Source organism: Halomonas nitroreducens, assembly GCF_003966155.1.
Taxonomy (GTDB): domain Bacteria; phylum Pseudomonadota; class Gammaproteobacteria; order Pseudomonadales; family Halomonadaceae; genus Halomonas; species Halomonas nitroreducens.
Genome location: NZ_RXNS01000015.1, coordinates 1 through 12288, shown reverse-complemented (window position 1 = coordinate 12288; position 12288 = coordinate 1). Strand labels below are relative to the sequence as shown.

General features: G+C 67.8%; 14 protein-coding genes and 1 tRNA gene. 4 read left to right on the top strand and 11 right to left on the bottom strand.

Going from position 1 to position 12288, the window contains the following annotated elements; all coding sequences use genetic code 11:
- Positions 1-62 precede the first annotated feature (62 nt).
- From EKG36_RS15115 to EKG36_RS15085, 7 genes are all read right to left on the bottom strand, one after another.
- Positions 63-737 carry a zinc metallopeptidase gene (locus EKG36_RS15115; protein WP_126485565.1) on the bottom strand — a complete coding sequence of 225 codons (675 nt, stop codon included), beginning with the start codon at positions 735-737 and terminating at the stop codon, positions 63-65.
- 135 nt (positions 738-872) lie between these two features.
- The gene (gene cysN / locus EKG36_RS15110) at positions 873-2297 is read right to left on the bottom strand and encodes a sulfate adenylyltransferase subunit CysN (protein WP_126485563.1); all 1425 of its coding nucleotides are present in this window, start codon (positions 2295-2297) and stop codon (positions 873-875) included.
- The gene (gene cysD / locus EKG36_RS15105) at positions 2298-3269 is read right to left on the bottom strand and encodes a sulfate adenylyltransferase subunit CysD (RefSeq protein ID WP_281274429.1); all 972 of its coding nucleotides are present in this window, start codon (positions 3267-3269) and stop codon (positions 2298-2300) included.
- Positions 3270-3383: 114 nt separating this feature from the next.
- Positions 3384-4109: a metallophosphoesterase gene (locus tag EKG36_RS15100; protein WP_126485561.1), complete on the bottom strand. Its 726-nt coding sequence runs from the start codon at positions 4107-4109 to the stop codon at positions 3384-3386.
- Between the two features lie 16 nt (positions 4110-4125).
- The gene (locus EKG36_RS15095; protein WP_126485559.1) at positions 4126-4572 is read right to left on the bottom strand and encodes a DUF1249 domain-containing protein; all 447 of its coding nucleotides are present in this window, start codon (positions 4570-4572) and stop codon (positions 4126-4128) included.
- A gap of 1 nt (position 4573) precedes the next feature.
- A complete protein-coding gene (locus EKG36_RS15090) occupies positions 4574-5221 on the bottom strand; it encodes an NUDIX domain-containing protein (protein ID WP_246007529.1) in 648 nt (215 codons plus the stop codon).
- Between the two features lie 143 nt (positions 5222-5364).
- Positions 5365-6006: a TRAP transporter TatT component family protein gene (locus EKG36_RS15085; RefSeq protein ID WP_126485555.1), complete on the bottom strand. Its 642-nt coding sequence runs from the start codon at positions 6004-6006 to the stop codon at positions 5365-5367.
- Between the two features lie 149 nt (positions 6007-6155).
- Here EKG36_RS15085 and greB point away from each other — a divergent pair, with 149 nt between their 5' ends.
- Complete coding sequence (greB, locus tag EKG36_RS15080) at positions 6156-6689, top strand: transcription elongation factor GreB (RefSeq protein ID WP_126485553.1); 534 nt, start codon at positions 6156-6158, stop codon at positions 6687-6689.
- 24 nt (positions 6690-6713) lie between these two features.
- Here the strand turns inward: greB and EKG36_RS15075 are convergent, their stop codons facing one another.
- A complete protein-coding gene (locus EKG36_RS15075; RefSeq protein ID WP_126485551.1) occupies positions 6714-7430 on the bottom strand; it encodes an SIMPL domain-containing protein in 717 nt (238 codons plus the stop codon).
- 362 nt (positions 7431-7792) lie between these two features.
- On the opposite strand from EKG36_RS15075, the gene EKG36_RS15070 reads away from it, so the two are divergent.
- Positions 7793-8062 carry an EF-hand domain-containing protein gene (locus EKG36_RS15070; RefSeq protein WP_126485549.1) on the top strand — a complete coding sequence of 90 codons (270 nt, stop codon included), beginning with the start codon at positions 7793-7795 and terminating at the stop codon, positions 8060-8062.
- Positions 8063-8174: 112 nt separating this feature from the next.
- Here EKG36_RS15070 and EKG36_RS15065 read toward each other — a convergent pair whose 3' ends face one another.
- Together EKG36_RS15065 and EKG36_RS15060 are read right to left on the bottom strand one after the other, a co-directional pair.
- The gene (locus EKG36_RS15065; protein ID WP_126485547.1) at positions 8175-9161 is read right to left on the bottom strand and encodes a methyltransferase; all 987 of its coding nucleotides are present in this window, start codon (positions 9159-9161) and stop codon (positions 8175-8177) included.
- The gene (locus tag EKG36_RS15060; protein WP_126485545.1) at positions 9158-9955 is read right to left on the bottom strand and encodes a methyltransferase domain-containing protein; all 798 of its coding nucleotides are present in this window, start codon (positions 9953-9955) and stop codon (positions 9158-9160) included. The genes EKG36_RS15065 and EKG36_RS15060 overlap by 4 nt, the downstream gene beginning before the upstream one ends.
- Positions 9956-10071: 116 nt before the next feature.
- Between EKG36_RS15060 and EKG36_RS15055 the strand changes: the two genes are divergently transcribed.
- Positions 10072-10148: transfer RNA gene (locus EKG36_RS15055), tRNA-Arg, on the top strand.
- A gap of 186 nt (positions 10149-10334) precedes the next feature.
- Positions 10335-12008 carry a putative bifunctional diguanylate cyclase/phosphodiesterase gene (locus tag EKG36_RS15050; protein ID WP_126485540.1) on the top strand — a complete coding sequence of 558 codons (1674 nt, stop codon included), beginning with the start codon at positions 10335-10337 and terminating at the stop codon, positions 12006-12008.
- A gap of 41 nt (positions 12009-12049) precedes the next feature.
- Here the strand turns inward: EKG36_RS15050 and EKG36_RS15045 are convergent.
- A partial coding sequence (locus tag EKG36_RS15045) for a putative sulfate exporter family transporter (RefSeq protein ID WP_126485538.1) occupies positions 12050-12288 on the bottom strand: 239 nt, incomplete at its 5' end.

The following is a 12288-nucleotide window of genomic DNA, read 5'->3' as shown; positions in this document are numbered from 1 at the left end:
GGGGGCAGCCCGTGGCGCAAGGTGACCGACAGCCCCAGCCCGAGGCCCGACCGCGTTGCGCCTCAGCGGCGCAGGATCGCCAGCCACCGCCCCAGGTTGAGCAGACTGGCCAGGGACGTTGCCACGTAAGTGAAGGCGCAGGCGGTGAGCACGTGGCGGGCGCCGGACATGTCGCGTGCCGGGATGTACTCCCTCAGCAGCGGCAGGGCTCGCTGGAAGCTGGCGTCCCACTCCACCGGCAGAGTGATCAGGTGCACCAGGGCCGCGGTCCCGAAGCTGAGCACCGCGGCCAGCACCATCACGAGGGTACCGCCGGGCAACCGGGTGACCACCAGCAGCACCGGTGCCGCCATCATCAGCAGGGCGCCGAGCTGCTCGGCCCGCTGGGCCACCTGGACGAGGCGAGTGCGCGCCGCCAGCGGTGCATAGCCCTGGTGGTGCTGGATGGCATGTCCCACCTCATGGGCCGCCACCGTCACCGCAGTGAGCGAGCGCCCCGCGTAGTGCGCTCGCGCGAGCCTCACCCGCCGGGCCCGGGGGTCGTAGTGGTCCCCTCTCTCGGTCATCTCTACCGTGACTCCTGCGATACCGAGCCGCCTGAGCAGGTGCTCGGCCAGCTCGCCCCCGGTGCCGGGGTAGTCATCCCGGGGCGCGCCATGACGCTTGAGCACCCACTGGGCCCAGAGGTTCGGCAGCAGGAAGAGGGCCAGCATCAGGACGATGGCCAGCAGGATCATCGGTGAAGACTCCATCAGCGAAGATGCGAGATTGGACCCACAGAACCGGTTTCCGTGCCACGCGCCCGTCCTCGAAACGCAGCGGGCCCGGCGACCGGGGGTCGCCGGGCCCGCGCTTGCGGCCAGGGCTGATGGTTACTTCAGCAACTCGCGAACGTCCTTGGCCTCCCAGTGCGGGAAGTACTTGCGCACCAGGGCATTGAGCTCCACCTCGAAGCCGGCCCAGTCGACCTCGCCCGGGACCGCGCCCTCGACCTCGGCGACGCCGCGGATCATGCCGGCGCCCACCGTGATGTTGGACAGCCGGTCGATGATGATGAAGCTCCCGGTACCGGGGCTGCGGTCGTAGTCGTCCAGGGGCACCTCACCGGTCAGCGCCACCCGGCAGCGGGCGATGGCATTGAGCTCGAGGCGTGCCGCCGGATGCCGCTCCAGGGTGTTGACGTCCACCTGATGATGGATGGTTGCCACCTGGCCGGCCACCGCTCGCCCGGCGAGACGGATGTCGTACTGGCGACCCGGCTCGAGGGCCTGCTCGTTCATCCATACGATGTCGGCGTCGAAGGCGCTGGACATGGCCACTTCGGCGTCTTCGGCCACGATCCAGTCGCCCCGTGAGATGTCGATCTCGTCCTCGAGAGTGACGGTGATCGCCTGGCCCGGCCAGGCGGCGTCGAGGTCGCCGTCGAAGGTGACGATGCGCTCGACCCGCGAGGTCTTGCCCGAGGGCAGCACCTTGATGGTCTGGCCGGGGCGCAGGATGCCCGCCTCCAGGGTCCCGGCATAGCCGCGGAAGTCCAGGTTCGGCCGGTTGACGTACTGCACCGGCAGGCGCAGGTCGTGGAGGTTCTGGTCGTGGCGGACCTCGACGGTCTCGAGCAACTCGAGCAGTGCCGGCCCCTGGTACCAGGCCATGGCCTCGCTCTTGTTGACCACATTGTCGCCCTTCAGCGCCGAGAGCGGCACGAAGCGGATGTCATCGGCCCCGAGCTGCTCGGCGAAGGCCCGGTACTCGGCGACGATCTCCTCGAAGCGTGCCTCGCTGTAGTCCACCAGGTCCATCTTGTTGACCGCGATCACCAGGTGGCGGATGCCCAGCAGGTCGGCGATAAAGCTGTGGCGGCGGGTCTGGGTCTGCACGCCGTAGCGGGCATCGATCAGGATCACCGCCAGTCCGGCGGTGGACGCCCCGGTGGCCATGTTGCGGGTATACTGCTCGTGCCCCGGGGTGTCGGCGATGATGAACTTGCGCTTGTCGGTGGAGAAGAAGCGATAGGCCACGTCGATGGTGATGCCCTGCTCCCGCTCCGACTGCAGGCCGTCCACCAGCAGCGCCAGATCCACTTCCTCGCCGGTGGTGCCACTCTTCTTCGACGCCTGGGTGATCGCCGCCAGCTGGTCGTCGAAGATCATCTTGGAGTCGTGGAGCAGCCGGCCGATCAGGGTCGACTTGCCGTCATCGACGCTGCCGCAGGTGATGAAGCGCAGCAGGTCCTTGTTCTCGTGCTCGTGCAGGTACTGCTCGATGTTGTCGGCGATCAAGGTCGATTGGTGTGACATTTAGAAGTACCCCTCGCGCTTCTTCTTCTCCATGGAGCCGGCCTGGTCGTGGTCGATGGCGCGGCCGCTGCGCTCGCTGGTGCGGGTGAGCAGCATCTCCTGGATGATCTCCGGCAGGGTGGCCGCCCTGGATTCCACCGCGCCGGTCAGCGGGTAGCAGCCCAGCGTGCGGAAGCGCACCCACTTCTCCTCGGGCACCTCGCCCTCGGCCAGCGGCAGCCGCTCGTCGTCGACCATCACCAGCATGCCGTCGCGCTCCACCACCGGCCGGGGGGCGGCGTGATAGAGCGGCACGATGGGAATCGACTCGAGGTAGATGTACTGCCAGATGTCCAGCTCGGTCCAGTTGGAGAGCGGGAAGGCACGGATCGACTCGCCCTTGTTGACCCGGGCGTTGTAGAGGTTCCACAGCTCCGGCCGCTGGCTCTTGGGATCCCAGCGGTGATGCTTGTCGCGGAAGGAGAACACCCGCTCCTTGGCGCGGCTGGCCTCCTCGTCGCGGCGCGCGCCGCCAAAGGCGGCATCGAAGCCGTACTTGTCCAGGGCCTGCTTGAGGGCCTGGGTCTTCATCACGTCGGTGTAGCCGCTGGAGCCGTGGTCGAAGGGATTGATGCCCGCCTCGACGCCCTCCTGGTTGATGTGCTCGATCAGCTCCATGCCGGACTCCGCGGCCATGCGGTCGCGGAACGCGATCATCTCGCGGAACTTCCAGGTGGTGTTGACATGCATCAGCGGGAACGGCGGCGGCCCCGGGTAGAAGGCCTTGCGCGCCAGGTGCAGCATCACCGAGGAGTCCTTGCCGATGGAGTAGAGCATCACCGGGTTGGAGAACTCGGCCGCCACCTCGCGGATGATGTGGATGGACTCGGCTTCCAGCTGCTTCAGGTGGGTCAGCCGCCGCGGCGTCAGGCCCGGGGCACTCCCCTCGGCCTGGACGGCGCTCTCGCGTGTCGGTGCATGAAGACTGTTCATGGCCCGGCTACCTCGCATGACGTGGGCGGAATGGGATCATGCGAGAGAGGGTATCGTCATGCCGATAATAACGTAAAAGAATTAATATCTATCTTTTTAGACGATAAAAGGATATTAGAGCTCGACCCGTTCCACCCAGGTGGCGAGCTCGCCGCCGTGCAGGTCGAGTACGCGAAAGCCGGGGCGGGACGCCTCGTCGACGGTGAAGGTCTCGGCGCCGGCCAGGAACTGGTCGCTGGTGGCGGGGCAGCCGTAGACCGGGACCCCGTCCGGGCCGCGCCCAACGAAGGCCTGATGGATATGGCCGCAGAGCACCGCCTGGACGTGGTCGTGGCCGGCCAGACAGTCCCAGAAGGCCGCGGCATCGACCAGCCCCAGCTCATCGAGCCAGGCCGAGCCGACGGCCAGGGGCGGGTGGTGCATGGCCAGCAGGGTCGGCCGGTCGCCGCCGGCCAGTCGGTCGGCCAACGCTGCCAGGCGCGCCTCGCCGACTTCGCCGGCTTCCTCGCCGACCACCTGGGTGTCCAGCAGCAGGACCCGCCAGCCGTCGAGGTCGAGGCTCGCCTGGAAGGGACGACACTCGGCCATCAGCCCGGGGTCGTCGTGATTGCCGGGCAGCCAGAACCAGGGGCAGTCGAGGCGGCCCAGCACCTGCTCGGCCAGCGCATAGGAGGCCGCCGTACGGTCCTCGCTGACGTCGCCGGTGACCAGCACCGCGTCGGGCCGCAGCCGCGCCACCGCCGCCACCACGCGCTCGAGCTGGCGATGGGGAATGCCGGTCCGGCAAGGTGCCTGGGGGTCGGCATGCAGGTGGCAATCGGTAACCTGGATGAGACGCATCAGCGCAACGGGCTCCTCACGGCAGTTCCGGCAGGTCCAGGGAGTGGCCGTGGGCCAGGCCATGGTCGAGCCACTCACCGAGGAAACGGTTCAGCTGGAGCTTCTCGTCGGGCTGGTGCATGCGGGCGTTGGGGTAGCGATAGCGGCCATCGAAGTGGCGCTGGCGCTGGAAGTCGGTGACCTCCGCCATGCGCACGTCGTGATAGAGGTGCACCCGCATACGGGGCGCATCGATCACGGCGTCGAGGACCCCACGCTGGGAGACCCGGATGATGCTGGTGTAGGGGGCCCGCTCCTGAACCTTCAGGCACAGGGCGCCGAGGCGGCGCCCCTGGTTGACCAGTTCCACCTCGCGGCTCTCGCCGGCCTCGAGGTCCCCCAGCAGGCGAGTCAACCGCAGGTAGTTGGCGGTGCACTCGCCCTGCAGGGTCCTCAGGTCGGTGACGTAGGCGCTTCTCGACACGCTACCTCCTTGCTCTCAGTGAGGCCCGCTGCGCCGCCAGCCAGTGGAAGGCGATCAGGCACATGGCATTGTCGAGTCGCCCGGCCAGCAGGAGTTCCCAGGCTCGATGGAAGGACAGCACGTGGACACGGATATCCTCGTGTTCCTCGTCGAGGCCGTGGATGCCGCCCAGCCCGCGGCTGTCGACCAGGCCACAGAACAGCGTGACCCGCTCGTTACAGGCCCCGGGGCTGGGGTAGTAGGTGTGCAGCTCGATCAGCTCCCCCACCCGGCAGCCGGCCTCCTCCTCGGCCTCGCGGCGGGCCACCTCGGCCAGGCTCTCGCCGCGCTCCACCAGCCCCGCGACGATCTCGAGCTTCCAGGGCGAGTCGGGGTCGTCCAGGGCGCCGGCACGGAACTGCTCGACCAGTGCCACCGCATCCCTCTCGACATCGTAGAGCAAGACGCCGACGGCGTCGTGGCGCTGGTGCACCTCGCGGACCATCGCCCCGCTCCAGCCGCCCTCGAAGAGGCGGTGGCGCAGGTGCAGCTCCTCCAGGCGAAAGAAGCCCTGGTGAAGGCAGCGCCGCTCGAGCAGCTCCACGTCCTGGGCGTCGAAGGGCGCGGCCGCCAGCGCATCGGGCGGGTTGGCGTGATCGGTCTCCGACATGCAGGGCCTCCGTGTTCGCGAATGCCCCATTATCATGACCGCGGCAGGGGCTGCCAACCGTCGCCGTGCGCTGGCCGAAGCGGACCTCGGTGCCCGTCTGCGGCGGGTGAATGTCAAGGCGCGGTGGCGCCTCTCGGGGCGGACTAGTCCTGAAGGCGCGCCACCATGGCCCGAGCCCGGACGCGCAGCGCCTCGTCGGAGGCCTCGCGTCCCGCCCGGGCCTGCCCCGCCACGGCGCGTCGGGCATGGGCCAGGGCCTGCGACTCACGCCCTTCCGCTTCCAGGTAGGCCGCATAGTAGGTGTTGACGTCGATGCCCTCGGGGCGGATCGCCAGGGCCTTCTGGAACATCGCCTCGGCGGTCTCCTCGTCGCCGAAGGCCACCGGCCAGCCCGGGGCTCGATCATAGAGGGCGCCCAGAGTCACGTAGGCCGAGCCACGATGGCCCTCGGGATCCAGCGCCACCGCGCGCTCCAGCACCCGGCGCGCCTCCTTGGCGGCGCCCAGGGCGGACAGGCCGCCGACCTCCCGCGCCAGGGAGGCCAGGATGATGCCGCGCCAGATCAGTACCTCGCTGGCCCCCGGGTGGGCCTCGGCGAGCGCCTCGGCTTCCTCGGCCAGGGCCGACAGGGCATCCTCGCGACGCGACGCCTCCATGGCGGTGGTGACATGCTCCCAGCGCTGCTTCAGCGAGAAGACATCGTCCTCCCAGGCCAGTGCCTGGGCGATGGGGGCGGCGGACAGGCCCAGGCAGACGGCGGCGGCCAGCAGGTGGCGTCTCGGCATGGCGGTTTCCTCGGCATTGTGGTGGTTGTGGGCAGGATCGCCTCACAGGAATGTAACGAACGTTTGATTGATTCGCCAGTCCGCTCCCGGTTTGCCGAGCCGCGCCGGGATGGCGTATGTTTCGACTCTTCGACCCAGGGGAGGCGAGGATGAAAGGCCGCAACATGACCCGCTGGCGCGATCCCGCCAAGGACCCGCGCCAGGAGCCCAAGAGCAACCTGATCACCGCCGAGGGCGCCGAGCGCCTGCGGGGCATCCTCGACCACCTCTCGCGGGTCAAGCGCCCCGCCCTCTCGACCAAGGTCGGCGAGGCAGCCGCCCTCGGCGATCGCAGCGAGAATGCCGACTATACCTACAACAAGAAGGAGCTGAACCGGGTGATCGCCCGGATCCGCTACCTGACCAAGCGCCTGGACGAACTCCAGGTGGTGGACCGGCTGCCCGCCGATACCGAGCGGATATTCTTCGGCGCCTTCGTCACCCTCGAGGACGAGGACGGCGAGGAGCTGCACCTGCGCATCGTCGGCCACGACGAGACCGACACCACCAAGCACTGGATCAGCGTGGATGCTCCCCTGGCCAAGGCGCTGCTGGGCAAGGGGCTCGACGACGAGGCCACGGTGGCCGCCCCGGGCGGCGAGACCACCTACCTCATTACCGATATCGCCTATCGGCAGCCCTAGCAGATGTCACTCCGGGGCCTGTGATTACCCCTGCAGGGCGTAGTCGATGGTGGTCACCACGCGCACGCGCTTGATGTCCGGGGTGTAGCTGTCGAGATCTTCGATCGAGAAATACCCCTGGTTGGCCCGCTGGATGGCCCCCACCTCGCTGCCGGAATCCTCGGCGAACTGCTCGGCGGCACGGCGCGCATCGGCCGTCGCGGCGGCGATCATGTCGGGCTTGATGCCTTCCAGGCCAGTGAACAGGAACTCGGTGCGATACTGGTAATTGGGTGACAGCAGCACGCCGTCGCGCACCAGGGCACCAGTCTCGGGCATGGCCGCCTTGACCTCGGCGACCCGCGGGGTGCGGACCAACACCGTGGCCTCGGCACGATAGCGCTCCTCGGGCGGCGCCTGCCGACCGTTCCGTTCGGCTTGCAGGTCTCGCACGCTGGGCGGGGTGACGCTGATGTTCTCTGCCGCAAACCCATGCGCCTGCAAGAAGGTCCGAATCCGCTCCTCGTCCGCTGCGAGCTCGGCCTGCAGGCGCTCCAGCCGGTCGGCCGTCACGCTGTAGTGCAGCGGCCATAGCGCCATGTCGGCAGGCACCTGACGCTCGGCCAGTCCCTTCACCGTGACCCGTCGGTCGGCCTGCTTCCAGGTCCATGCCGCCTCCTCGAGGTGGCTGCCACTCCACACCAGCCCGATGGCCAGCAGGCCGCCCAGCACCCCGGCTCCCAACACGCGCCCTTCCGCCATATCGCCGCCCCCTCCATGTCTGTCTGCAGGCAGACTAGCAGCCGCGGGATGGCCTCGGTAGCGCATTGCGGTAGACACACAAACGCCAGCTCCGCCATGACCGATGCTCGATGGCGACACCCAAGAAGCCCTCGGTAACAGCGGCTTGGCCAAGCACGTAGGGGAGCGTCGCCACAGGCCGACGGTCCCGGCTCCTTTCACGTCGCCGCTCCGACTCTCGCCACTCGGCACTGCACCTCAACTCATTGCCCTAAATGGAAAAATAGTGCCCATGGCATGGTGTTGGCATGATTCAGGACAGCGAGCCACCCGGCTCGTGGCAGCACAAACCACGTGTTCACCTGACACTCTGGAGGTGCATCATGAACAAGACCCTGCTGACATCGATACTGCTGGCCGTCGCCCTGCTCTTCGGCGCCGGGGCCGTAGCAGACAGCCATGCCAAGTTCAGCGACCTGGATGCCGACGGCAATGGCACCCTCAGCGCCGAGGAGGCCGCTGCGGCCGGCCTGGACGTCAAGAGCGCAGATGCCGATGGCGATGGCGCCATCAGCGAGGAGGAATTCAAGGCCGCCAAGTCCTCCATGGGAGGCGAAGGCACCGGCATGGAAGGCGAGTCGATGACCGAATAATCCACACTCAACTCGGCGGCCGGTGCCTCCGGCCGCCGCGGGGCATGCCGACCCAATCGGCATGCCCCTTTCCGTTGCCGACCGGCGGACTCCCGGCGGCCGACGGGACACCTCAGGTCCTGGCGCTGTAGACCCGGAAGCGACGGTCGTCGGCGAGGATCTCGAAGCCGCCGAAGGCCCGCTCCAGCAGGTCCGGATAGGGCAGGAAGGCGTTGGCCACCAGTACCAGCCGGCCGCCCGGCACCAGATGCTCCGGCGCCCCTCGGATCAGCCGCCCGGCGGGGCCATAGTCCACGGCCCGTTCCTGGTGGAAGGGCGGGTTGCTGACGATGGCGTCGAAGCGTCGCCCCTCGAGCTCCGCGAAGACATCCCCCGCCCTCACCTCGCCGGCCAGGCCGTTGGCCGCGAGGCTGCGCCTAGTGGCCTCCACGGCGAAGCCATTGACGTCCACCGCGGTGACCGAAAGTCCGCGCCGGGCCAGCCAGGCGGCCAGGATGCCGTCGCCACAGCCCAGGTCAAGCACCTGCCCCGTCTCGGGCAGCACACCCGGCAAGCGGGACAGCAGCAGCTGGGTCCCCGCGTCGAGCTTGCCGTGGCCGAAGACGCCCGGATGGCTGGCCAGCGTGAGTCCCTCGGCCTCGAAGGACGTCCAGGCCGCCTCCGGGTCGAGCCCGACCCGGTCGAGCCGGGAGGCGAAGAGCGTGCAGCGCCGGGCGCTGTCCACCTTGCGACAGCCCAGTCCCAGGGCCGCCAGGACCTTGAGCACCCGCTTGATGCCACCCTGATGCTCCCCCACCACCTGCAAGGGGGTGCCCACCGGCAGGTGGGCGCACAGCCACAGCAGCCACCATTCGCCCAGGGCATGGGCCTTGGGCCAGAACAGCACCACGCCCGGCGGTGCCGGCATCTCCGCCTCGAAGGGCGAGCCGGCCGGCCGCCCCCGCGCCCGCCAGGCGGACAGCAGCGCCTGGTCGGCGGCGAGCAGTCGCCCCTCGCCGCTTTCCAGCCAGCCGTCCCGGGGCGGGGCGACCCACAGCCAGCCGCGATAATCGGCGTCCTGGCGTTCCAGCAGCTGACAGACGGGGGTCTCGGCACTCATGACGCGGGCTCCTCGGGGCGAATCAGGGTATAGAGCAGGTAGCGGCCCAGCCGCCAGTGCGGGTCGACGCGGCTGTAGCGCCACTCCAGCTCGAGCAGGGCCTGGCGATCCGCCGCCGCCTCCGGCGGCGTGCGCAGGTAATCGTGGAAGACGCGCACCCCGGCCACCTGCGCCACGCAAAGGCCCGCCTCCTCGGCCCAGGCGACGACCTGCCCATGGGTCAGCGGCGAGATGGGGGTCAGGCGCCGGCGGCGCCCCTGGCCCTCCAGCCGATCGTCCAGGGCCTTGGCCAGGTTGCCCTTGACCACGTTGGACAGGCGCAGGGCATCGCGGTTGAAGACCATCAGCGAGAGCTGCCCTCCCGGCGTCAGCAGCCCGGCCAGGGTCGCCAGGGCCGCCCGCGGATCCGCGAGCCACTCGAGCACGGCATGGCAGGTGACCAGCGGCCAGGGGCCGGGCAGTGCCGCCGGCAGGGACTGGAGCGGCAGCCGGTGGCGGACCACCGGCCGGTCGCCGAGATGCTCGGCGGCCCGCTCCAGCATCTCGCCGGCGGGCTCGGTGAGGGTGACGGGATGGCCCCGGTCGCTCAGCCAGGCGGCCAGCTGTCCCAGGCCACCCCCCACCTCCAGGACCGGCTGCCCCTGCAGGTCCAGCATCTCGGGCAGCAACCGGTCGAGCAGGGCCAGGCGGAGTTCGCCACGCAGCCCGCCATAGAGGCTGCCGGCGAACTTGTCGGCGAGGCCGTCGAAATGGCGGTCGCCCGCCGGGGACAGGTAGGGGGAAAACTCGGGCATGGGGCTTCCGGACAGGGACTGGCGGCCATTCTACCCGTTAAGCGGTGCCGGCTCACGGACCGCGGCGCCTGCGGGTTTATCTCGCCGGTTCAGACGCTTATACTATCGTCCACTTCGCCCTCTTAGCTCAGCAGGATAGAGCAGCCGCCTCCTAAGCGGCAGGTCGCAGGTTCGAATCCTGCAGAGGGCGCCAGATCCGCCTGTCCCCTGACCGGCACCTCTCTAGCCCCTGCCACGCACAGCGCCCGAGTGCTCCCCAGATAGATTCGTCATCGCCCTTCCCGTCGCGCGTTTATTCTTCTCACTCAACCGCGTGGTAGGTTCTTCATACTCCTCTAATCTGGTACAGAGTCGCGATAACAATCCGGAGGCCAAGGAGATGGGCGCAAGCAGTGTCGTGAAGGCGACAGCATGGTCGCAACGCCTCATGCAACTCATCGGCAGTCGTCATGCCACGCGCTGCAGTGTAGTGGCTCTGCTCCTGGTCGCGGGTGCGGCGATCGTCTACGTCACTGGCGGCACGGCCTACGCCTACCCCTACTTGATGCTGATCCCGGTACTGGCCGCGGCCTCCTGGTACAGGCTTCCCGGGGGGCTGATCACCGCCTTCCTCGCCGGCGCCTTGATGGCCGTCATGCCTCAGGACGCCCACCTCAGCGTCGAGCAGAGCACGGCCAACTACCTGACGCGGTTTGCCTTCTATCTGCTCTTGGGCGGGGTGGCCGGCTGGCTGTTCCAACTGCGACGCCGCTCGGCCAACGAACACCGGGTCATCGCCCGTACCGATCCCCAGTCGGGACTCCCCAACCAGGTCGCCCTCAAAGAGGATCTTGACCAGTGTCTATCGCAGTCGGTGTGGCGAGTCACTGGAACCGGGGTGATAAAGGTCAAGATCACCGATATGACAGACGTTGTCGAAGCCCTGGGCATGGAAGCCGCCGATCAGCTTATCCTGGCGCTGGGCACTCGGCTGAGTCAGGCGGTTCGCGACGGCAGCAGGGCGTACCGCATCAGCCTTGATGAGCTGGCGGTGATATTAAAGGATATCAAGCCGGCCGATCTCGACCCTATCAGCCAGCGATTGATGGATGTCGGCGAGGACAACCTGTTGATTCAGCAAGTGCCTGTGCGCGTCCAGCTGGTCATGGGGAGTGCCATTTCGCGCAACGGCGCGACGAGGGCGACAGAGCTACTCCGAGAGGCCCGCATCGCGCAACTGGCAGCTATCCGGCAACGGCGTAGCCACACGCATTTCAGCCCCACCTTCGATCAGCGAACTCTTGACTCGCTCAAGCTGATCGCTCAGGTGCGAGACGGGTTGGCCGCGCGGGAGTTCGAGCTGCATTACCAACCCAAGATTCGACTGGGCGATGACCAGGTCTGTGGATGCGAGGGACTGATCCGTTGGCGAGGAGACGACGACAGGCTGATTCCGCCTGGCCAGTTCATGCCCAAGGTGGAAAACACCTCGCTGATTGGCCCGGTCACCAGCTTCGTTGCTCAAGCCGCCGGTGCCTTTGCCATGCATGACGGGAGCGAGGGCGCAATCGGCATCAATATCTCCGTGCATAACCTGCATGACGAGAAGCTGCATGATCTTCTCCTGGAGCTTGTCGAGCAAGCTGGCGTGCGCCCTGAACGTCTGGAAGTGGAAATCACCGAAAGCGCCTTGATCGGTGACCTCGGCGCTGCACGCAGCGATATCCAGCGCATTCGCGATATCGGTATCGGCGTGAGTATCGATGACTTCGGCACAGGCTTTGCGTCTTTCGAGTACTTACAGCACCTGCCGATTACGGGGCTCAAGATCGATCGAGTCTTTGTCGCCAACCTGGAACGAGACGAGCGTGCGCGCAAGCTGATGGCCTGCATGATCGACGTGGGCCATGCCCTTGAGCTGGTGGTGACCGCCGAAGGCGTGGAGACAGCGGCGCAGGCGGATATCCTGCGCCAGCTCGGCTGCGATCAGGCACAAGGCTTCTTTTTCTCACCGGCCCTCCCCGCCGCCGACTATCTCGCTTGGTGCCAGCGCTATTCGGAAAGACGCAGGTAGTGGTCAGCTGTGATTTCTCGGTATCCGATGGGCTGACACCACTAGGTTCCCAGGCCGCCGAGCATCACCACGCCGAGCACCACGGCCAGCAGCAGCAGCGTCTCGAGGGCCATCAGGATCACCGGCTTCCAGCCCACCACCGCGAGCTTCTGGAACGATGTCTTGATGCCGAGCGCGGCGATCGCGGTCACCAGACACCAGCGAGACAGGGTCGACATCCCCTCGTTCACCGCCTCGGGAATGAGCCCCAGGCTGTTGACCACGACCAGCAACACGAAGC